General features: G+C 73.6%; 21 protein-coding genes and 1 other RNA gene. 10 read left to right on the top strand and 12 right to left on the bottom strand.

What is annotated here, in order from left to right; translation table 11 throughout:
- On the bottom strand, window positions 1–167 hold a 167-nt coding region (locus tag ACFYM2_RS21830; RefSeq protein WP_388838393.1), incomplete at its 3' end, for a transposase.
- A gap of 674 nt (window positions 168–841) precedes the next feature.
- On the opposite strand from ACFYM2_RS21830, the gene ACFYM2_RS21825 reads away from it, so the two are divergent.
- Window positions 842–1723, top strand: a complete 882-nt coding sequence (locus ACFYM2_RS21825) for a PhzF family phenazine biosynthesis protein (protein WP_388457890.1) — start codon at window positions 842–844, stop codon at window positions 1721–1723.
- Window positions 1724–1954: 231 nt separating this feature from the next.
- On the opposite strand, the gene ACFYM2_RS21820 is transcribed toward ACFYM2_RS21825, so the two are convergent.
- A complete protein-coding gene (locus tag ACFYM2_RS21820; protein WP_359008580.1) occupies window positions 1955–2278 on the bottom strand; it encodes a nuclear transport factor 2 family protein in 324 nt (107 codons plus the stop codon).
- 110 nt (window positions 2279–2388) lie between these two features.
- On the opposite strand from ACFYM2_RS21820, the gene ACFYM2_RS21815 reads away from it, so the two are divergent.
- Window positions 2389–2727 (top strand): MazG-like family protein, encoded by a 339-nt coding sequence (locus ACFYM2_RS21815; RefSeq protein ID WP_388838363.1) that lies wholly within the window; start codon window positions 2389–2391, stop codon window positions 2725–2727.
- A 28-nt stretch (window positions 2728–2755) separates the two neighbouring features.
- Here ACFYM2_RS21815 and ACFYM2_RS21810 read toward each other — a convergent pair whose 3' ends face one another.
- Entirely contained in the window at window positions 2756–2950 is a 195-nt protein-coding gene (locus tag ACFYM2_RS21810; RefSeq protein ID WP_159030374.1) for a hypothetical protein, read from the bottom strand.
- A 313-nt stretch (window positions 2951–3263) separates the two neighbouring features.
- Window positions 3264–3662: RNase P RNA component class A (gene rnpB / locus ACFYM2_RS21805), an RNA gene on the bottom strand.
- 131 nt (window positions 3663–3793) lie between these two features.
- Here rnpB and ACFYM2_RS21800 point away from each other — a divergent pair.
- The gene (locus ACFYM2_RS21800; RefSeq protein ID WP_388838360.1) at window positions 3794–4654 is read left to right on the top strand and encodes a MerR family transcriptional regulator; all 861 of its coding nucleotides are present in this window, start codon (window positions 3794–3796) and stop codon (window positions 4652–4654) included.
- A complete protein-coding gene (locus tag ACFYM2_RS21795; RefSeq protein WP_388457896.1) occupies window positions 4651–5250 on the top strand; it encodes a hypothetical protein in 600 nt (199 codons plus the stop codon). The genes ACFYM2_RS21800 and ACFYM2_RS21795 overlap by 4 nt, the downstream gene beginning before the upstream one ends.
- Window positions 5251–5286: 36 nt before the next feature.
- On the opposite strand, the gene ACFYM2_RS21790 is transcribed toward ACFYM2_RS21795, so the two are convergent.
- Window positions 5287–6726 carry an RNB domain-containing ribonuclease gene (locus tag ACFYM2_RS21790; RefSeq protein ID WP_359008572.1) on the bottom strand — a complete coding sequence of 480 codons (1440 nt, stop codon included), beginning with the start codon at window positions 6724–6726 and terminating at the stop codon, window positions 5287–5289.
- 452 nt (window positions 6727–7178) lie between these two features.
- Between ACFYM2_RS21790 and yaaA the strand changes: the two genes are divergently transcribed.
- Both yaaA and eda read left to right on the top strand, forming a co-directional pair.
- Window positions 7179–7979 carry a peroxide stress protein YaaA gene (gene yaaA, locus ACFYM2_RS21785; protein WP_388838355.1) on the top strand — a complete coding sequence of 267 codons (801 nt, stop codon included), beginning with the start codon at window positions 7179–7181 and terminating at the stop codon, window positions 7977–7979.
- A 105-nt stretch (window positions 7980–8084) separates the two neighbouring features.
- Window positions 8085–8747, top strand: a complete 663-nt coding sequence (eda, locus tag ACFYM2_RS21780) for a bifunctional 4-hydroxy-2-oxoglutarate aldolase/2-dehydro-3-deoxy-phosphogluconate aldolase (RefSeq protein ID WP_359008568.1) — start codon at window positions 8085–8087, stop codon at window positions 8745–8747.
- Between the two features lie 168 nt (window positions 8748–8915).
- Here eda and ACFYM2_RS21775 read toward each other — a convergent pair whose 3' ends face one another.
- The 4 genes from ACFYM2_RS21775 to ACFYM2_RS21760 all read right to left on the bottom strand — a co-directional run bounded on the left by ACFYM2_RS21775 (window position 8916) and on the right by ACFYM2_RS21760 (window position 12260).
- Complete coding sequence (locus ACFYM2_RS21775) at window positions 8916–10325, bottom strand: bifunctional RNase H/acid phosphatase (protein ID WP_388457902.1); 1410 nt, start codon at window positions 10323–10325, stop codon at window positions 8916–8918.
- Window positions 10326–11069: a C4-type zinc ribbon domain-containing protein gene (locus tag ACFYM2_RS21770; RefSeq protein WP_359008582.1), complete on the bottom strand. Its 744-nt coding sequence runs from the start codon at window positions 11067–11069 to the stop codon at window positions 10326–10328.
- On the bottom strand, window positions 11066–11932 hold the full coding sequence (locus ACFYM2_RS21765; protein WP_359008564.1) for a Nif3-like dinuclear metal center hexameric protein: 867 nt from the start codon (window positions 11930–11932) through the stop codon (window positions 11066–11068). Before ACFYM2_RS21765 ends, ACFYM2_RS21770 begins: the two co-directional genes overlap by 4 nt.
- A 94-nt stretch (window positions 11933–12026) precedes the next feature.
- A complete protein-coding gene (locus tag ACFYM2_RS21760; RefSeq protein WP_388457905.1) occupies window positions 12027–12260 on the bottom strand; it encodes a hypothetical protein in 234 nt (77 codons plus the stop codon).
- 139 nt (window positions 12261–12399) lie between these two features.
- Between ACFYM2_RS21760 and ACFYM2_RS21755 the strand changes: the two genes are divergently transcribed.
- Window positions 12400–13521, top strand: a complete 1122-nt coding sequence (locus ACFYM2_RS21755; RefSeq protein WP_388457907.1) for a hypothetical protein — start codon at window positions 12400–12402, stop codon at window positions 13519–13521.
- 895 nt (window positions 13522–14416) lie between these two features.
- Here ACFYM2_RS21755 and ACFYM2_RS21750 read toward each other — a convergent pair.
- The 3 genes from ACFYM2_RS21750 to ACFYM2_RS21740 all read right to left on the bottom strand — a co-directional run bounded on the left by ACFYM2_RS21750 (window position 14417) and on the right by ACFYM2_RS21740 (window position 17491).
- Complete coding sequence (locus ACFYM2_RS21750) at window positions 14417–15367, bottom strand: 3-oxoacyl-ACP reductase (protein WP_359008559.1); 951 nt, start codon at window positions 15365–15367, stop codon at window positions 14417–14419.
- 108 nt (window positions 15368–15475) lie between these two features.
- A complete protein-coding gene (locus tag ACFYM2_RS21745) occupies window positions 15476–16552 on the bottom strand; it encodes a Zn-dependent alcohol dehydrogenase (RefSeq protein ID WP_359008557.1) in 1077 nt (358 codons plus the stop codon).
- Window positions 16553–16636: 84 nt separating this feature from the next.
- The gene (locus ACFYM2_RS21740; protein WP_388838352.1) at window positions 16637–17491 is read right to left on the bottom strand and encodes a MaoC/PaaZ C-terminal domain-containing protein; all 855 of its coding nucleotides are present in this window, start codon (window positions 17489–17491) and stop codon (window positions 16637–16639) included.
- Window positions 17492–17830: 339 nt separating this feature from the next.
- Between ACFYM2_RS21740 and ACFYM2_RS21735 the strand changes: the two genes are divergently transcribed.
- From ACFYM2_RS21735 to ACFYM2_RS21725, 3 genes are all read left to right on the top strand, one after another.
- Entirely contained in the window at window positions 17831–18748 is a 918-nt protein-coding gene (locus tag ACFYM2_RS21735; RefSeq protein ID WP_388838349.1) for an ATP-binding cassette domain-containing protein, read from the top strand.
- A complete protein-coding gene (locus tag ACFYM2_RS21730; RefSeq protein ID WP_388838346.1) occupies window positions 18745–19467 on the top strand; it encodes an ABC transporter permease in 723 nt (240 codons plus the stop codon). The genes ACFYM2_RS21735 and ACFYM2_RS21730 overlap by 4 nt, the downstream gene beginning before the upstream one ends.
- A 72-nt stretch (window positions 19468–19539) precedes the next feature.
- On the top strand, window positions 19540–20760 hold the full coding sequence (locus tag ACFYM2_RS21725) for a histidine kinase (RefSeq protein WP_388838343.1): 1221 nt from the start codon (window positions 19540–19542) through the stop codon (window positions 20758–20760).
- The last annotated feature ends 6 nt before the right edge of the window (window positions 20761–20766 follow it).

Here is a 20766-nt window from a genome sequence, read left to right as displayed (position 1 = left end):
CCGAACTTCGCGGTCAGCTTCTCGAAGACGGCCCGCAGTTTCGGTTCGCTGTTGGGCATCGGTTTGTCGAAGACCTTCTTGCCCGCCGGCGTCAGCCCGTGGCCGTGGTGAGCTGTCTTGCCGACGTCCATACCCAGGAAGACGCCCACATCACTGGTGTCTAACATCGCACCCCTCCCGGGTGGTTGACCTGGCCGGCCTCGGCGTTGGCACCGTGCTCGCGCATCCACGTTATGCAGACCTGCCGCCCGCGTACTGCCCGGCATTGCGCCGGACCGGGCGGTGGCCGGGTCTCTCATCAGCGTCTCCGACGGCACCCCACAGGCCCGGCGACACCACCCCCCAGGTCATCCGTTCGACAGAGGGAACACAGTCATACCGGGCCCGGAGGCCAGCGGCCCCATTGCAGGACCGCGAAAAACATAACGGGGGCGCACCCGGAGCGCGTGGGCCGGGCGGGGTCCGCGTCGGGGTCGGAGCCCGGGTCGGGGTCGGAGCCCGGGTCGGGGTCGGAGCCCGGGTCGGGGTCGGAGCCCGGGTCCGGGGCGGAGCCCGGGTCCGGGTCGGAGCCCGGGTCCGGGCTGGACGGGCGGGCCGGGCCGACGGTGCGCGCTAGCCGGACACACGAATCGAACCCGCCTGGTCCGCACAGGCCAGCCAGTGCGCATGCCCGCCGGTCCGCGCACGTCAGCCAGCGCGTACGCCAGCCGGTCCGCCTACGCCAGCCGGTCCGCACGCCAACCGGTCCGGCGGTTCCGGGCCCGCGCACCCCGTCCTGATCCCGCCGGCTGGCCTACGCACTGGCCGGAATAGGCGACCCCGCGCGGAAGTTGGGCCGGACATGACGAATGACGTGCCCGCTCCCCAGGTCCTCCACTACACCGCTTTCTCCAGCGACCCGGCCGGAGGCAACCGGGCCGGGGTCGTCCTGGACGCCTCCGGGCTCGACGACTCCGCGATGCTGGCCATCGCGGCCGGTCTCGGCTACAGCGAGTCGGCGTTCTTGACGGCGCCGCCGCAGGGGCTCGGCGAGCCGGGGCGCGCGTTCACGCTGCGGTTCTTCAGCCCGAAGGCCGAGGTGCCGTTCTGCGGGCACGCCACCGTGGCGACGGCGATCGCGCTGGGCGAGCGGATCGGCCCCGGGGAGCTGACGTTCGCGACCCCGGCCGGCACGGTACCGGTGGCCGTCACCGAGGACCCGGCGAGCGGCGCCCTGCGCGCCACCCTGACCAGCGTCGAACCCCACTCCGAGCCCGTCAAGGACAAGGATCTCGCCGAGGCGCTGGCCGCGCTCGACTGGCCGGCCGACGACCTCGACCCCGCGATCACGCCGGGGATCGCCTTCGCTGGCGCGCGCCATCTCGTCCTGGGCGCGGCCACCCGGGAACGCCTGGCCGCGCTGTCCTACGACTTCGACCGGCTCACGGCGCTGATGCACCGCCTGGACCTCACCACCGTCCAACTGGTGTGGCGCGCCTCGGAGACGGTGTTCCACGTCCGCGACCCGTTCCCGGTCGGCGGGGTCGTGGAGGACCCGGCCACGGGGGCCGCGGCGGCCGCGTTCGGGGCGTACGCGCGTGAACTTGGCCTGGTCGCACCGGAGTCGGTGCTGACCCTGCACCAGGGCGAGGACCTGGGACGCCCCGGCGAGCTGACGGTGACGCTGCGCGCGGGTGACCCAAGGGTCCGGGTGAGCGGGGTGGGCACGCGCATCGAGGCGTAGAAGGCGGACGCCGTCCGGTCGGGGCGCACCCGGCCCCAACCGGGCGAGCACACACGGGCGTTGGGGCTAGGGGGTGTCTGGTGGATCGGGGTCGGTCAGGGCGCGGCGTCTGGTGCGGTGCATCGCAAGGCGCCGGAGCGTCTCGATAGCGGAGCTATCGGGGCGATTCGGCAACGCCGCGAGGTGCCGTGCCAGACGCCGCGCCCCCGGCCATGGTCCACCAGACACCCCCTAGGCCTGCCCGGTCTCGAACCGGCTGACCTTGCCGCCGTCGACGGTGAAGCGCCAGGCGGTACGCATCTCGCCCCAGGTGTCGTTGCGGTAGCTGGCGACCAGGCCGAGCCCGTCGTTCGTCTGCTTCTCGATGTCCATGTGGCCGCCCGAGGAGAAGATCTCGCGCTCGGACCAGTCCGCGACGTCGCGGTCCGTGCCGTCGTCGGACATGGTGGCGCCGGGCGCGAGAGCGGCGTGGAAGGCGCTCTGGTCACCGGAGTTGAGCGCGCCGACAAAGGCGCGGACGGCGGGATTGGTCAGCCTGTCGAGGGCGATGGACACGGTTTCTCCCGGTCGGTGGAGACTGGAACTGAGACGGAACTGCACCTCCCAGAACACCCTAGGCGCGGACATCGCGCCACCGATGAGCCGCCGGATGCGACGCTGGGCCCATGAACACCTCCCCCTGGCCGACCATCGCCGCCCTGCACGCCTGGCTGACCGAACAGAGCCCCGTACCGCCCGAGCAGCAGCGGCTCCTGCGGGTGCTGAAGCTGTCGGAGGAGGTCGGCGAGGTCGCCGAGGCCGTCATCGGGGCGACGGGCCAGAACCCCCGCAAGGGCCACTCTCACACGTGGCAGGACGTGGAGTCCGAGCTGTGCGACGTCATCATCACCGCGATGGTCGCGTTGACCACCCTGACCCAGGACCCGGCCGGCACCTTCGAGTCCCACCTGGCCGGCGTGGCACGGCGTTCGCTCGGCAACGACCGTGCCACATCCGGCGGTTGACCTTATAATTTAGACGCCGTCCGCGCCCTCAGCCGAGCTGGCCGAGCATGCCGGTGACGGAGTTGAGCGCGGTGTGCAGCGAGGGGGCGACCGCGGTGTCGGCGAGGTAGAAGCCGAACCCGGCGCAGATGAGCGCGTGGGAGAGCTTGGTGCCGCCTTTGCGGAGGAGGAAGAAGGCACCCGCTGCGAGCGCCAGCATCACGGGAAAGTGCAGGGAAGGCACGGCGTTTCACCTCGTGTCCCCGAGTCGACGAGAACAGCACCCCGCCACCTGGACGGGGTACGAGCTTGCGATCGGTACCGCAGATCACGCTACGACCGGGAGGCGCGTTGCGCCACACGGAGGATGAGCGGATGCTCACGCGGGGTGATGGGCGCAGGTGGGACCGCCCTCCGAGCGCCGTCACCACGGTGAAGCCGACGTCCACCACGACCAGCGCGAGCCGGCCCCTGCCGCAGGACGAGCGCTCGGAGCGCGTGAGGGAGTAGGGGCCATAACGGGTCGCCTTTTCCTGGCGAGCCGGCCCAGGTGGCGGCAGACGAGTCGGGCTGTACGCCGGGTTCTGTACCCCGGGACCTCGCGGTCGTCGGGGCGACGGCCATCCATCTAGGGCCGGCGTTGCCGCCGGCCTCGTGCGGTCTACCCGCGGACTCGGGCAGGCTGCCCTCGGTCGTCCGCGCAGGAGCACCGGGGCGCTCCCTCTTGACCTTGCTCCGGGTGGGGTTTACCTAGCCGCCTGAGTCACCTCAGGCGCTGGTGGTCTCTTACACCACCGTTTCACCCTTACCGAGGACCGAGGTCCCCGGCGGTCTGTTTTCTGTGGCACTGTCCCGCGGGTCACCCCGGGTGGCCGTTAGCCACCACCCTGCCTTGTGGAGCCCGGACGTTCCTCGGGAAGATCGCGAGATCTCCACGCGGCCGCCCGCCCGGCTCGTCTGCCGTGCCGACCATGCTACCCGGCGTACGGCACCCCGCGGCCCCCAGGCCGCCGCCCACCGCGCCGGGGCGCCCCGCGCCGCGTCTCCGCTTGACCCTGCCGTTACGTCAACGTTTCTAATGAGGCCCATGCGGATCTCGGAGCTCGCCGCGCTGGTAGGGGTGACCACGCGGGCCGTCAGGCACTATCACCACCTCGGGCTGCTGCCGGAGCCCGCCCGGCTCGCCAACGGCTACCGGCACTACACGGTGCGCGACGCCGTCGCGCTCGCCCGTATCCGGCGCCTGACCGAGCTGGGGCTCGGCCTCGATGAGGTGCGGGACGTGATCGCGGACGACGCGGGGTACGAACTGGCCGACGTACTGGCCGAGTTGGACGCCGACCTCGCGCGTCAGGAGGCGCGGATCAGGGCCCGCAGACAGCGGCTGGCCACGCTGCTCGCCCGGGCCGAGGACGGACGTCTGTCGCCCGGTGACGAGCTCTCGCCCGAACTGGCCGACTTCTTCGCCGCGTTGGGCGATCATCCCGCCGACTCCCCCATGGCCGCCAAGGACCGCGAACTGCTCGCCCTCATGGAGACGGCCGCCACGCCCGAGGAGCGGGAGCGCCTGACGGCCGCCGTACGGTCCGCGGCCCAGGCGCCCGGCGCCGCCGAGCGGGCGCGCCAGGTGTACGCGCTCCTCGACGACCTGGTGGACGCCGACCCCTCCGACCCCCGGGTCGGCACGGCGGCGCGGGCGCTGGCCGACTGTCTTCCGGTCGAGCTGGGAGCGCCGGCCAAGGACTCCCCCGACCCGGCCGACCAGGGCTTTCTCAAGACCTTCCTCGCCGACTTCGCGCCCGCCCAGGCCGAGGCGGTACGCCAGGCGATGGCGAGGATCGCGCGACGAACGGGGACGACAGGCACCCCGCACACCACGACAGACATCACGCCGGACACGACGACGGACACGACGACGGACGCCATCACGGACGGGGGCACGGGATGACACGGGAGCCGGGGGCGCTGCGGCGGCTCGTCGCGCACGAGGGCAAGGTGCTCGGCAGCTTCGGGATGTGGATCGGGCGCCGGCGCCACCAAGTGGGCCCGGGAGACCGGGCGTTCGGGTACGCGGGCCCGCAGGCGGCGACGGTGTACGGGCTCGCCTTCGTCTGCGTCGTCGAGACGGTCGGGGTGTCGTTCCTGGTACGGCAGTGGCCCGTCGTGCACGCGGTGCTCTTCGTGCTGGACCTCTATACGGTCGTCCTGGTGCTCGGCACGCAGTCCGCCGCCGTGACCCGGCCGCACGTGCTGACCCCGGACGCCCTGCGGGTGCGGGCGGGCGCCCGGGTCGATCTGGTCATCCCGCTCGACCGCATAGCCCACGTCCGCGACGAGCTGAGGTTCCAGGGCGCGGGCGGCAAGACCCCGGACGACGTCCTGGAGCTGCCCGTCGGCTCCCAGACCTCCCTCACCGTGGAGCTGGCCGGGCCCGTCACCCACGTATCGCTCCTGGGAAGGCGGCGCGAGGTGTCGGTCGTACGCTTCCACGCGGACCGGGCCGGGGAGCTGGCGAAGGCGGTGCGGGCGGCGGTCGCTCCGTGAGCGGGCGGGCGCGAGCCCGCGCACAGGCGCCGCCGCTCACGCCGGCGCGAACAGCACCTTCGCCGCCCCGGGGTCGGCCTGGGTCAGCCGAACGCGCAGACGCTCGCCGAGCGGGAGGGGACCGCCGCCCTCGACGCGGGCCACGACCGCCGGGTCCTTCACGTGCACGGTGCCGACGGTGGGCCGCTCCTCGCGCACGTCGATGACGGTCGCGTCGAAGACCTCGCCGACGCGGTCCTTGAGCAGCGCCGCCTCGACGATGTCGACGCTCTCGCGCTCCACCGTGTTGGCGCGGCCGGTGCCCCGGGCCATCTCCTTGGGCAGCTCGTCGAGCGCGGCCATCACCCACCCGGGCGGCTCCTGGCCGGCCACGGCGGCGAGGCACAGTTCGCCGGCGTACCGGTCGACGAGGCGGCGCAGCGGGGCGGTGCAGTGCGTGTACGGGGCGGCCACCGCGGCGTGCACGGCGGGCTCGGGCGCCGTGCCGCCGGTGAACACGGTGTACCCGGCGCCCCGCAGCAGCGACGTGCACTCCTGGAGGAAGGCCGCGTGGTGCGGGTCGCGCGGGTCCAGGGAGCGGATGAGCGCCGCGTACGGGACGTGGTGGGGCCACTCGATGCCCAGCGCCCGCGCCGAACGCCGCAGCCGGGCGACCGCGCCGTCCGGGGCGCTGGGCAGGGTGCGCAGGATGCCGGTGCCGTACGCGAGCATGAGCCGGGCGCCCTCGATCCCGGTGAGCAGGGAGATCTGGGCGTTCCAGCCGTCGGCGGGCAGCGGGGCGCGGTAGGTGAGGCCGTAGCGGTCGCCGTGCTCGACGATCTCCTGCTCGGGGACGTTGAGCGAGATGCCGCCACGGGCGAGTTCCCGCTGTTCGCGCAGGGTGCCGATGTCGCGCAGCAGGGCGAGGGATTCGGGTGCGGTACCGGTGTCGATCTCCCGCTGTACGCCCTCGTAGTCGAGTTTGGCGCGGCTGCGGACGAGGGCGCGGCGTACGTCGGTGGCGGTGGCGGCGCCGTCCGCGTCGAGGTCGATCCGCCACAGCAGCGCGGGCCGGTCCTGGCCCGGCAGCAGGCTTGCGGCGCCCTCGGACAGGACGGTGGGGTGCAGCGGGGTCTTGCGGTCCGGGAAGTAGAGGGTGATCACCCGGCGGTGCGCCTCGGCGTCCAGGGCGCCGCCCGGCGCGACGAACGCGGCGACGTCCGCGATGGCGTAGTACACCCGGAAACCCCCGCCGGGCCGGCGCTCCAGGCACATGGCCTGGTCGAGGTCGGTGGAGGCGGGCGGGTCGATGGTGAAGAGCTCGACGCCGGTCGCGTCGTACGGGGGCAGCCGCGGCGAGGCGGCGGCCCGCTCCGCCTCGGCGAGCACGTCCCCGCCAAACGCGTCGGGAACATCGAGCCCCACCCGCAACGCCGCGAACGCGGCACACAACGGGGCCTGGGCGGCGCCGCGGAGGTGAAGGTGTCGATGTGGCATGCGTTCGAGCGTAGGCGAGAACGGCCACGTCGGCGTGTGGGGCGGGAGCCGCGGGTGGTGCCGGCCGCGCCACAAATCAGCCCCTCATGGGGGTCCCCCCTGGCCCTTGAGGCCTTGGGGGAGCTTGAGGAGCCAGAGCCCGGGGCGGGAGCCCCGTGTCGTGCCAGCCGCACCTGACGGCGCACGGAACCAAACTCAGCCCCTCCGGCGATTGAGGAGCCGGGGCCCGGGGCGGGAGCCCCGTGTCATGCCAGCCGCACCTGACGGCGCGCGGAACCAAACTCAGCCCCTCCGGCGCTTGAGGAGCCAGGGCCCGGGGCGGGAGCCCCGTGTCGTGCTGGGCGCGCCTCACGGCCGGGGCAACCTCAAGCCCGGTCAAGCCCAGCGCAGCGCCCCCGTACGCTGGCCACAGGGGCCGCACCCCCTCCCCCGACGTACGAAGGAGAACGACCGTGTTGGTGCTGTTGCCGCCCTCCGAAGGCAAGGCCGCTTCGGGTCGCGGCGCGCCGCTCAAGCCGGAGGCGCTGTCCCTGCCCGGCCTCGCCCCCGCCCGCGCCGCCGTCCTGGACGAGCTCGTCGAGCTGTGCGCCGCCGACGAGGACAAGGCACGCGAGGTCCTGGGCCTGAGCGAGGGCCTGCGGGGCGAGATCGCCAAGAACGTCGAGCTGCGTACGGCGGGAACCCGCCCGGCGGGCGATATCTACACCGGCGTCCTGTACGACGCCCTCGGCCTCGCCTCCCTGGACGCCGCCGCCAAGCGCCGCGCCGCACAGTCGCTGCTGGTGTTCTCGGGACTGTGGGGCGCGGTGCGCACCGGCGACCGGATCCCCTCGTACCGCTGCTCGATGGGCGTGAAGCTGCCGGGCCTCGGCGCGCTCGGGGCGTACTGGCGGACCGTGATGGACCCGGTCATGACGGAGGCCGCCGGCACCGGCCTCGTCCTGGACCTGCGCTCCTCCGCGTACGCCGCCGCGTGGAAACCGAAGGGCGCCGTGGCGGAGCGCACGGCCACCGTCCGGGTGCTGCACGCGCAGGTCGTCGACGGGGTCGAGAAGCGCTCGGTCGTGAGCCACTTCAACAAGGCGACGAAGGGCCGGATCGTACGCGACCTGCTCGCCACCGGGGCCCGGCCCGCCGACCCGGCGGAGCTCGTGGAGACCCTGCGCGGCATGGGCCACGTCGTGGAAGCCGAAGCGCCGGCCAAGCCGGGCCGCGCCTGGTCCCTGGACGTGGTGGTGACCCAGATCCACTGACGGTCGGCGCGCACGGGCCGACCCGGCGTGGCACACCTTCGCCGGACGTTGCACCATGCGCAACGCTCATTGCAGATGCCGTAGCCCCCCGGCAATATGACCCGCATGACGCCCTCCGCAGCGCCCTCCCCTGCCCCCGGCCCCGCCTCCGCCTCCGTCCTGGACCTCGCCCCCGTCATACCGGTCGTGGTCATCGACGACGCCGACGACGCCGTGCCGCTGGCCCGCGCGCTGGTGGCGGGCGGGCTCCGGGCGATCGAGGTGACGCTGCGCACGCCGGCCGCGCTCGACGCGATCCGGGCCGTGGCGCGATGGGTGCCGGAGGCCGTGGTGGGCGCGGGTACGGTCATCACGCCCGCCGGGGTCGCCGACGCGGTCGGGGCGGGCGCCCGGTTCCTGGTGAGCCCGGGGTGGACGCCGAGGCTGCTGGCCGCGATGAAGGAGTCGGGCGTTCCGTTCCTGCCCGGGGTCTCGACGGCGTCGGAGGTGGTGGCGCTGCTGGAACAGGGCGTGACGGAGATGAAGTTCTTCCCGGCCGAGGCGGCGGGCGGGGCGGCCTACCTCGCGTCCCTCGCGTCGCCTCTCCCCCGGGCCCGCTTCTGCCCCACTGGGGGCATCACGCGCGCCTCGGCCCCCGCGTACCTGGCCCTGCCGAACGTGGGGTGTGTAGGGGGTACGTGGATGCTCCCCCGGGAAGCCCTGGCCGACAAGGACTGGCCCCACATCGAGACCCTGGCCCACGAGGCCTCAACCCTGGCTCACCTCTGACCACGGGGGCTGAACAAACCCACGCCGGCCAGCACCGCCCGCCCAGGGGCGCGGGGAACTGCGCGCCCAGCCACGCACCGGCCCGCACCCGAAAGCGAAACAGGGTTCTCAAGGGGCGCGGGGAACTGCGCGAAACGGGACCCGGGCGCACCCGAAGGCCCCGGACCGCTACCGCAGGTGCCCCGTATCGTTCAGCCCCCGCACCGACGCGTTCCCGTCCCCGTAATACGCCACCTCCGACACCGACGCAGCCGAAAGCTCCATCCGGAACAGGGACTCCGGCGGCGCCCCCAGAGCCAGCCTGACCAGGGTCTTGATCGGGGTCACATGCGTGACCAGGAGCACCGTGCGCCGGGGGTACGCGGCGATCAGCCGGTCCCGGGCCGCGGCGACCCGCCGCGCCACCGCCGCGAAGCTCTCCCCGCCTCCCGTCGGCGCCGCCTTGGCCGAGCCGAGCCACGCGCCGAGGTCGTCGGCGTACCGCTCGCGCACCTCGGCGAAGGTCAGCCCCTCCCACGCCCCGAAGTCCGTTTCCCGCAGGCCCGGTTCGACGTGGACGTCGAGTCCGAGTCGGTCGGCGACCGCCGCCGCCGTCTCACGGCACCGCCGCAACGGCGAGGAGACGATGGCCTCGATGGTGCCGCGCTCGGCGAACGCCGCCGCGGCCCGCTCGGCCTGACCGCGCCCGACGGCCGACAGCTCGGGGTCGGTTCCGCCACTGCCGGAGAACCGCTTCATGGGCGTGAGCGCCGTCTCGCCGTGCCGCAGCAGGACGAAGGTCGCGGGCGCCCCCAGATCGGCGGAGGCTCCCCACCCGACACCGGGCGAAGCCTCAACAGGCTTGTCCGGCACGGCAGTTGCGCCCCCCATGCTCCCCGCGCTCCGGGCACCCACAGCGCTCCCGGCACCCACGGCACCCACCACACCGGCGGCACTCGCGGACACCGGCACGGAAGCCGAACCGCCGGACAACCCCGCCCCCGGCGCCCCCGCCCCCATCGCCCCCGCGAGCGCCGCCCGCGCCCTGGCCGCACCCGCCGCGTGATCCCCGACCACCCGGGCCGCACCCGCGTCGGCGGCGGAAGCGAGCGCCGAGGACGCCGAGGACTCCATGGACGCAGTGGACGCCGAGGGCTCCCAGCGCCGTCCCTGCCGGCCCGCGTCCATCGCCTCGTTGGCGAGCCGGTCCGCGTGCTTGTTGCGCTCGCGCGGGATCCACTCGTACGACACCTGCCCGGACGGCAGGATCCGCGCGGCCTCCGCGGCGAGCGGCTTCATGTCGGGGTGCTTGATCCTCCAGCGGCCCGACATCTGCTCGACGACGAGCTTGGAGTCCATGCGGACCCGCACCGTCGCGGCCGGGTCGAGCTCGCGCGCGGCGCGCAGGCCGGCGATGAGCCCCCTGTACTCGGCGACGTTGTTCGTGGCGACCCCGATGAACTCGGCGGCCTCGGCCAGCGTCTCGCCCGTCACCGGGTCGAGCACGACCGCGCCGTAGCCGGCGGGGCCCGGGTTGCCCCGGGAGCCGCCGTCGGCCTCGACGACGAACTGCCGTCCCGTGGCGGGCGAGGACGGCACTTACAGACCCGATTCCGAGGTGCGCACCAGGATGCGGCGGCAGTTCTCGCAGCGCAGGACCGCGTCGGGAGCGGCGGCCTTGACCTCGTTGACCTCGGTGATGTTGAGCTCCAGGCGGCAGCCCTCGCAGCGGCGCTGGTAGAGGCGGGCCGCGCCGACCCCGCCCTGCTGGGCGCGCAGCTTGTCGTAGAGCTTCAGGAGGTCGCCCGGCACGGAGCCCGCGACGATCTCGCGCTCCTTGGTGGCCGAGGCGATCTCCGCGTCGAGCTCGGCCAGCGCGCTGTCGCGGCGCGTGGTGGCGTCGTCGGTCCTGGCCTGGACGGAGGAGACGCGCTCGGTCAGCTCGGCGGCCCGCTCCTGGGCGGCCTCGCGGCGCTCCATCACTTCGAGGACGACGTCTTCGAGGTCGCCCTGGCGCTTGGCGAGCGAGACGATCTCCCGCTGAAGGCTCTCCAGGTCCTTGGGCGAGGAGACCGCGCCGGAGTCCAGGCGCTGCTGGTCACGGGTGGCGCGCTGACGCACCTGGTCCACGTCCTGCTCGGCCTTGGTCTGCTCGCGGGCGGTGTCGCTCTCCTCGGTCTGCGCGGCGACCAGGAGGTCGCGCAGCTGGGTGAGGTCCTTGGTGAGCGAGTCGATCTCGGCGTGCTCGGGCAGCGAGGTGCGCTTGTGCGCGAGCTGCGACAGGCGCAGGTCCAGCGCCTGTACGTCGAGGAGGCGGATCTGGTCGGCGGGCGCGGCGTTCAGTTGGGGGCTCCATCAATAGAAGGGGAGGTGTGGTGGGCCGACCAGGGGTCGGTGACCGTCTTCGAGACGTGGACCCTCAGGTCCCAGCCGTGACGGTCGGAAATCTCGTCGAGCTGCGCCGCGGCCTGCTCGCACCAGGGCCACTCGGTGGCCCAGTGCGCGGCGTCGATCAGCCCGAGCGGAGAGTGCGCGGAGTGCGCAGAGTGCTGGGTGGCTTCGGAGACCGGGTGGTGGCGCAGGTCGGCGGTGAGGAAGGCGTCGGCTCCCGAGGCGCGTACGGCGTCGAAGAGGCTGTCGCCCGAGCCGCCGCTGACGGCGACGGTCCGCACCGGGGCGCCGGGGTCGCCCGCGACGCGGATGCCCTGCGCGGTGGCGGGCAGCCGGGCGGCGGCGCGGGCGGCGAACTCGCCGAGCGTCATGGGGGGCTCCACCGCGCAGATCCGGCCGAGGCCCCTGCGGCCCGCCGGGTCGGTGGAATCGGGCACCAAGGGGCCGATGACGCGTACGTCGAGGGCGCCCGCCAGGGCGTCGCTCACACCCGGGTCGGCGGTGTCGGCGTTGGTGTGCGCGACGTGCAGGGCGATGTCGTGCTTGATCAGCGTGTGCACGACCCGGCCCTTGAAGTGGCCCGCGGCGACCGTGGTGGTGCCGCGCAGATAGAGCGGGTGGTGGGTGACGACCAGGTCGGCGCCGAGCTTGACGGCTTCGTCCACGATGTCCTGGACGGGGTCGACGGCGAACAGGACCCGGCGCACCTCGGCGTCGGGGTCGCCGCAGACGGTGCCGACGGCGTCCCACCCCTCGGCCCGCTCGGGCGGCCAGAGGGCGTCGAGCGCTGCGATGACTTCAGACAGACGGGGCACGCAGACAGGTTACCCGCGCCGCGCACCCCTCCGGCCGGCCGCCGGTACGTACTTCTTCACGCCGCTTCCTCACGCCCCTCCTCCCGCCGCTGCGTCACACCCGCTTCGCCGCACCCGCCGCGTCACCGCCTCGTCCCGCGCCCGCCTCGTCACGCCTGGTTCGTGGGGCGCGGGATGTCGGCGTCGCCTTGATGTCGGTGGCGCCCGTCGCGTACCGCACGGTGCGCGGGAACCGGCCGGGCGCCGCGTCCGTGCCCATGGCCGCCGTCCTGTCGGTGGCGGCCGCGAGGCAGAGCCCGGCGGTCACGGCGAGGGCCGGGGCCCTCACGTAAACCGTTCCTGCACATCCGCCCCGCTCCCCACCGGCGAACCGCGCCAGGGCCACCCATTGGTGTGAAGCCGCAGGGCTCACGTTGTCGGGCCGAAGGTGCGAAAACTAGCTTCGGTGGCCGGAGGTGACCCATCTGATGACGGCTTTGGCCATCGAGTCCGCAGCCGAGGACGGCGCGGTCGCAGGTACGGGATTCGCGATCGCGGCGAACGGTTCGTACGCCGCGCGGCTGGCGCGCGACGAGGGCGGGAGCGCGGCCTGGTTCCCCGAGCGCTGGACGCTCGACGGCCCCGAGCCGTACGCGGTGCCGCTCCCCGGCAACCAGCCGGAGGAACCGGACACGGGGGTGCTGCCCCTGGCGGACGGCCGGGTGCTCATCCAGCGCCGGATCGCCGGCCGGCATGCCTTCGCCCTGCTCTATCCCACTGGACCCGCCACGGGCGAGCTGCCGCTCGGCACGGTGGACGCCGGGGCGGACGAGCTCACCCTGCTCCCGCCGTCCCCGGACGGCACCTGTGCCTACGCCGTCGCGGCCGGCCAGGACAGCACGGCGCTGTGGCGGGTGGCGGGCGGCGCGTTCGGCCCCGAGCTGGTGACCCGGATCAAGGGGCGCTGCTCGGGCGGGGTCTGGCTGGACCGCACCGGACGGCTGCTCGCCCTCGACCGGGAGCTCGACGGCCGCACGAAGGCGGTCACCGTCGACCTGGAGCGCGGCGGCGAGGTCACCGAGCTCCTTGAGATCACCGAGGACAGCGACGACCGGCTGCTGCTCGCGGATGCCGACAGCGGGCTGCTCCTGATCCGTTCGAACGCGCCGGGCCACGACCGGCTCGGCTGGGGCGTGCTCGGCTCCGCGCTGCCGGTGCGCTTTCCCGAGTGCCTGCGTCTTGCGGACGCGGCCGTCACGCCGTTCGCCATACAGCCGGGCCAGGTCCTGATGCCGGAGTCCTGCGCGGTGGCCCTGCGCATCGACGCGGCGGCCGGCACCTGGCTCGGCGTCTGGCGCCCGGCCGGCCGCCGCCTGCACCAACTGGCCGCTCCGCAGGGGTGGTTGGCGGGTGCGGGACTGTGGACGGCGCAGGGGGTGCTGCGACTTCCGTACGCCACGCGGGCCAACCCGTGCGCGGTGCACGAGCTGGCCGCGCCGGCCGACCCCGCGCCGGCCCCGCCCGCGCCGCCGCCTGCGGCCCACACCAAGCCCGTACCCCTCGGTCAGGCGCCCCTGACCGGCCGTCGGCCCCCGTCAGGAGATCGTTAGAATCGGCGCCCTGTACGAGCGATACGTGTGAAGACGACTACGGGGTGACCACAGCTCATGTCCAACCAGACCGACATCCGTCCGCAGGAGACGGGGAACGACCACGGGGGCCGGCACCGGGGGGGTGCGGCGTCCACCGAGGATTCGGTGACGCCGCCCCACGGGCGCCACCGGCGCGAGGAAAACGCGCCCAGCACCGCCTGACCCACCACGGAGCCCGGGCCCTCGCCGGTCCCACACCCACCCCGGGCTCCGCCCCAGACCCTGATCGGCCTGAACCGCCTCGTCCTCAAACGCCGGACGGGCTGAGGTTGCCGATGCGGGCCAGCACCGACCCCGCCAGGGGCTGAGGTTTCCCACGCGGGCCAACACCAACCCCGCCAGGGGCGCGGGGAACTGCGCGAGGAGCGACCACGGCCCGCACCCGAGCCCCCTGGGGCTCCGCCCCAGACCCCGTATCGCGCCTGAAGGGCGCTCGTCCTCAATCGCCGGACGGGCTGACTATGCCGCTGCGGGCCAGCACAGCCCCTGCCAGGGGCTGAGGTTTCCCACGCGAACCAACACCGACCCCACCAGGGCGCGGGGAACTGCGCGAGGAGCGACCACGGCCCGCAGCCAAGCTCCCTGGGGCTCCGCCCCAGACCACGATCGGCCTGAACGGCCTCGTCCTCAAACGCCGGACGGGCTGAGGATGCCTGGCTGGGCCGGCATGAACCCTGCCCCGGGTCGCCCACGGGGGCCAGCACCAGCCCCGCCAAGGGGCGCGGGGAACTGCGCGCCGAGCCACCCACGGCCCGCACCCGAAAGCGCACGGGGCCGGGCCTTAAGGGGCGCGGGGAACTGCGCACCCGGGCGTGCGCCGGGGCCGCGCACGGGTGGGAACCCCGGCGCCACCTCACCCGTGGCGCAGCCCCAGTACCTCCGTCGCCGCGAACGTCTCGTCCTTGGGACGGCCCGCGTAGTACGGAGAGATCAGCTCGTCCAGCTCCTCGTACGAGAAGACCTCCTTCGCCGTGTCGAACCGCGCGGCCACCCGCGGCCGCTCCATGACCGCGACCATCCCGCCGTGCACCACCAGGAGCTGCCCGTTGACCCGGGCGGCCGCGGGTGAGGCCAGGTAGCCGACCAGGGGCGAGACGTGCTCCGGCGCCAGCGGGTCGAGTTCGCCCTCACCCGGTTCCGCGAACCCCGCGAACACGTCCTCGGTCATCCGCGTCCTGGCCCGCGGACAGATCGCGTTGGCCGTCACCCCGTACTTGCCCAGCGCGAGCGCCGTTGAGGTGGTGAGGCCGACGATGCCGCCCTTGGCCGCCGCGTAGTTGGGCTGGCCGGCCGAGCCCGCCAGGAAGGCCTCCGAGGAGGTGTTCACGACGCGGCCGTAGACCGGGCCGCCCGCCGCCTTGGCGCGCTCGCGCCAGTGCGCGGCGGCGAAGTGGGTGGTGTTGTAGTGCCCCTTGAGGTGCACCTGGATCACCGAGTCCCACTCGGCCTCGCTCATCGAGAAGATCATCCGGTCCCGCAGGATGCCCGCGTTGTTGACCAGGATGTCCAGCTTGCCGTAGGTCTCGATCGCCAAGTCGACCATGGCGCGCGCCTGTTGGTGATCGGCCACGTCACCGGTGTGGGCCGTCGCCCGGCCGCCCGCCGCGCGGATCTCGGCGGCGACCTCCTCGGCGGGGCCCGCCGAGGCCTGCCCAGAACCGTCGCGGCCCGGCTGTCCGAAGTCGTTGACGACGACGGCCGCGCCGAGCCGGGCGAGTTCGACCGCCTCGGCCCGGCCGAGCCCGCGCCCGGCGCCGGTGACGATCGCGGAAAGCCCTTCAAGTGGCAGTGCTGGTGCTGTCATGCCGGTTGGGTCCTCTCACAGAGGGGAAAAGGGGGCGGGCGCCGGAGAGCGACCCGTGCCGGACGGCGACCCGTGCCGGACGGCCACCGGCATCGGGCGGCGACGGGTTCAGAGCTCCACGCACGTCCGCAGCGCCTCGCCGCTGCGCATCTGGTCGAGCGCGTCGTTGATCTCGGCCAGCCGTACCCGGTGGGTGATCAGGCCCTCCAGGTCGATGCGGCCCGCCCGCCACAGCGCGATGGCCCGTTCGTAGGAGCGCAGCACGTCGCCGCCGCCGTACATCGACGGCAGGATGCGCTTCTCGTCGAAGAACAGCTCGAACATGTTGACCTGGAAGAAGTCGTCAAGGGCGCCGGCGCCGACCACGCACAGGGTCCCGCCGCGCCGGGTGTTCTCGTACGCGGTGCGCGCGGTCGCCGAGCGGCCGACCACTTCGAAGACGTAGTCGAAACCCTCGCCCGCGGTGATCCGCTGCTTGGCGTCGGCGAACTCCTCGGGCGAGACCGCCTCGGTGGCGCCGAACCGGAGCGCCGCCTCGCGCCGCGAGGCGACCGGGTCGACGGCCACGATCTGGGCCGCGCCCTGCACCCGGGCGCCCTGGACGGCGCTGATGCCGACCCCGCCGCACCCGATGACGGCGACCGACGAACCCGCCTCCACCCGCGCGGTGTTGATGGCGGCCCCGAGTCCGGTGGTGACCCCGCAGCCGATGAGCGCGGCGATCTCGTACGGCACGTCGTCGGGGATCGGCACCGCGCAGCCGGCCGCGACCACGACCTCCTCGGCGAAGGTGCCGGTGCCGGCGAAGCCGAACACGTCGCCGCCGGGGCGGCGGAAGTTGGGGGTCCCGGCGTTCATGAACCCGGCCAGGCAGAGCTGGGTCTGGCCGCGCTTGCAGGACGGGCACGCCCCGCACGCCGGCAGCCAGCACATCAGGACCCGGTCGCCCGGCGCGATGCCGCTCACGCCGTCACCGACGTCGACGACCTCGCCCGCCCCCTCGTGGCCGGGCACGAACGGCGCGGGCTGGGGCAGCACCCCGCTCATCGCCGACAGGTCGGAGTGGCACAGGCCGGTGGCGCGGACGCGGAGCTTGACCTTGCCCGGCCCGAACCCGGTGGCCTCCATGTCGTCGACCACGTCCAGCTTGTCCTGGCCGATCTCGTGCAGTACGGCTGCGCGCATGGTGCGGCTCCCCTCGGGTTCCCTCACGTGCCGGAACAAGTCCTTGACCACTTACGGGACAGGCGGGCCCGGTTGCGGGCGGGCTCAGTTGAGTGCTACGACCGTGTCGGCCAGTACCGGCGCGTCGTCCCGCTCGACGGCCGTCACCGTCACCTGGACGCGGCCGGGCGCCGGCCACATCCGGATGCGCAGGGTCTCGCCCGGGAAGACGATCCCGGTGAAGCGGGTGGCGTAGGACCGCACCCGGGTCACGTCGCCGTCGAGCAGGGTGTCCACGACGGCCTTGAGCGTCATCCCGTACGTGCACAGGCCGTGCAGAATGGGCCGCTCGAAGCCGGCGAGCTTGGCGAAGTCTGGATCGGCGTGCAGCGGGTTCCAGTCCCCGGACAGGCGGTAGAGCAGGGCCTGTTCCTCGCGCACCGGGCGCTCCACCACGTGGTCGGGGTCCCGGTCGGGCAGCTCGGCGCGGGTGGAGGGCCCTCGCTCGCCGCCGAAGCCGCCCTCGCCGCGTACGTAGATCTGCGCGTCGCTCGTCCACAGGGGTCCGTCCGCGTCGGCGGCCTCGGTGCGCAGGACCAGGACGGCGGCCTTGCCCTTGTCGTGGACGGCGGCGACCTTGGAGGTCGAGGTGGCCTCGCCGCGCACCGGCACGGGCCGGTGCACGGTGATGGACTGGCCGCCGTGGAGCACCGCCGCGAGGTCGACGTCGATGCCGGGCGCGGAGAGGCCCCCGACCACGCCCATGCCGGCGCCCGCCACGGTCGCGAAGGAGGGCAGCACGTGCAGCTTGGACTCCAGGGTGTAGCGCAGTTCGTCGGGGTCGGTGGCGGGCCGGCCCGCGCCGAGCCCCAGGTGGTAGAGCTGTACGTCCTTGTGGTCCCAGGTGATGGTGGTGGACCGGGGCTCGGCGGCGAGCGCCTTCGCGGCATCGATGGGCATCGGGATGCTGCTCCTTGAGCGTGGTGCGGGCACGGGGCGAAGACCTCGGCGCGGCCGTCCGCACCGTCGGCCCCACCGAGGTCGTCCTGGACCGGACCGAGGACGCGCTCCGGGCCGGTCCGCCCGGTGCGGGACCCGTTCTAGAACGCGTTCTAGGCCGACGGCCCCCAGGTATAGCGCACGCCCCGGCCGTTGGGAAGGCTTCTGACGCCGCGTCAGCTCCCTTGCCCGTACGGCCTCCTCGCCCTCCTCGCCGGGGGCACCCAGGACATTTGTCCCGCCCAGCTCCGTACAAGCGCATCTGGGGCGGCCCCCCGGAGGCTCCGTAGCGTTCGGGACATGACGCAGACGACGACACAGAGCGCCACCGCGGTCCGCTTCAGCGGGGTGGTGAAGTCCTACGGGGCGGTGCGGGCCGTGGACGGGGCCGAGCTGGCCATCGGGCGCGGCGAGACCGTGGCGCTGCTCGGCCGCAACGGCGCCGGCAAGTCCACCACCATCGGCCTCCTGCTCGGCCTGAACGAGCCCGACGCCGGCGAGGTGCGGGTCTTCGGCCGGACCCCGGAGCGGGCGGTGCGGGACGGGCTCGTCGGGGCGATGCTCCAGGAGGGCAGCCCGATTCCCCGGGTGACCGTGCGCGAGCTGGTGTTCTTCATCGCCAGCATGTATCCGAAGCCGATGCCGGTCGCCGAGGCGCTGGCCCTCGCCGGGCTCACCGAGTTCGCCGGGCGCCGGGTCGACAAGCTCTCCGGTGGCCAGACCCAGCGGGTGCGGTTCGCGATGGCGCTTGCGGGCAACCCGGAACTGCTGCTCCTGGACGAGCCGACCGCCGCCCTCGACGTGGAGGCGCGCCGCGCGTTCTGGGAGTCGATGCGCGTCTACGCCGGCCGGGGCAACACCGTCATGTTCTCCACGCACTACCTCGAGGAGGCCGACGACAACGCGGACCGCGTCGTCGTCATCGACCGGGGCCGCGTCGTCGCCGACGGGCCCGGCGAGCAGATCAAGCAGGCGGCCGGCGGCAGCCTGGTCTCCTTCGACCTCGCCGGCGCCTCCAGCGCCGGCCTCGCGCTGCTGCCCGGCGTGGTCGGTGTCGAGACCGACGGCGACCGGGCCCGGCTGCGCACCTCCGACTCCGACGCCACCGTCATGGCGCTGGCGTCCATGGGCGCCGTACGCCGCCTCGAAGTGGCCCCCGCGAGCCTGGAGGACGCCTTCCTCTCCCTCACCGCGCACGAAAGCGAGACCGTCCGATGATCGAGTACATCAAGCTGGAGATGCGGCGCACCCTGCGGGACGCCTCATTCGTGATCTTCGGCATCGGGATGCCCGTCCTGATGTATCTGCTCTTCACCAACATCGGCGGGGCCGGCAACGGCGACGACTGGAAGGTCCAGTCGATGATCGGCATGGCGGCCTACGGCGCGCTGGGCGCCGCCCTCGGCGTCGGGACCGGGGTCGCGTCCGACAAGTCGATCGGGTGGCTGCGCCAGCTGCGGATCGCCCCGCTCTCCCCGGCGAAGGTGGTGACCGGGCGGGCCATCAGCGGCTCGGTGACCGTACTGCCCGGCATCCTCGCCGTGTTCCTGGCCGGCGCGCTGGTCGACGGGGTGCGCCTGGACGCCTGGCAGTGGGCCGCGCTCACGCTGCTGCTCTGGCTCGGGGCGCTGCCCTTCACGATGTTGGGCCTCGGCAACGGCTACCGGCTCTCCGCGCAGGCCACCGGGGTCGTCAACGTGGCCTGTCTGATGGGCCTGGCGATCCTCGGCGGCCTGTGGTTCCCCGTCACCGCCTTCCCCGGCTGGCTGCGTAGGATCGCCGAGTACACTCCGACCCACCGCTTCGCCGACCTCGGCTGGGCCACCTCGCGGGGCCACGCCCCGGGGGTCGCCACCATCGCCCTGATGGCGGCCTGGCTGGTGGTCTTCGGTTCGTACGCCGTGGTCTCCTACCGCCGGTCCGCCCGGACCGTGTGAGCGCCGGGACCGGGTGACCTCATGTGCCTTCGGGCCGTCGGACCGTCGGACCGTAAAAACGGGGAGAACGCGATGCCATCACTGCTGCCGAAGCTGCCCGCGCGGGGAGCCAAGCCCGACGAGTTCCCCGGTCCGCCGGCCAACGCCCACACCTTCCTGCCGTGGCTCCTGATGGGCACCGGCGCCGCGATCGACGTGGTCAGGGGCGATGTGGCTCACCCGGTCCTCGGCGGCCTCGGCATCGTCGCCTTCGTCGTCCTGTACGCGCTGGTCGCCTACCGGGCCTTCGACAAGCCGCGCCGCGAGGAGCGGGCCACCCTGGTCCTGCTCGGCGCGCTCGGCGCCGTCACCTACGCCCTCGGTCTCGGCTACGGCGGGAGCTGGCTGCTCTTCTTCCCGCTGTTCTCCCTGACCTGCGGGGCGGTGCTGCGCGACCGGCGCCTGGGCGTCGTGATCCTCACGCTCGCGGGTTCGGTCGGTGTCATCTCCGGCATCAAGACCGGCGACCCGTGGGACAACATGACCATCGCGTACGGGACGTTCCTGTCCGGCATGGTGATCGCGGCCCTCCTCTCGCTGTCCGAGACCGTGCGCGAACTGCGCGACACCCGCCAGGAGTTGGCGCGTACCGCCGTGGAGAAGGAGCGCCTGCGTTTCTCCCGCGACCTGCACGACCTGCTCGGCCACACCCTCTCGGTCATCGTGGTGAAGTCGGAGGCCGCCCGCCGGATCGCGCCGCGCGACCTGGACGCGGCGCTCGGCCAGGTCGCCGACATCGAGTCGGTCGGCCGCCAGGCGCTCACCGAGATCCGCGAGGCCGTCACCGGTTACCGCGAGGGCAGCCTCGCCACCGAACTCGACCGGGCCCGCTCGGCGTTGGGCGCCGCCGAAGTGGAGCCGCTGGTACGCCAGTCGGGCCCGCCGCTGCCCGCGCAGGCCGAGGCGCTGCTGGGCTGGGTGATCCGCGAGGCCGTCACCAATGTCGTACGCCACAGCGCCGCGACGCGCTGCGAGATCGTGATCGAGGGCACGCCGGAGCGGGTGCTCCTGACGGTCACCGACAACGGAAGGGGCGTCCCGGCCGCGCCCGCCCCGTCGCCCCGGACCGGCGGCAACGGGCTGAAGGGCCTGACCGAACGGCTGGCCTCGGCGGGCGGCTCCCTGCGGTCGGGCCCCGCGCCCCGCGCCGGTTTCCAGGTCAGCGCCGAACTCCCGGTGGACCCGCAGGACACGGCACTGGACGCCGAACTGAGTACGGCGCAGGAGTACGGGGTGGAGCGGGCGGCGGGCTGACGCGGC

The sequence above is a fragment of the Streptomyces sp. NPDC006711 genome, from assembly GCF_042869775.1.
Lineage (GTDB): Bacteria > Actinomycetota > Actinomycetes > Streptomycetales > Streptomycetaceae > Streptomyces.
The sequence above is the reverse complement of the archived record's forward strand: the minus strand, read 5'-3'. Positions and strand labels throughout refer to the sequence as shown.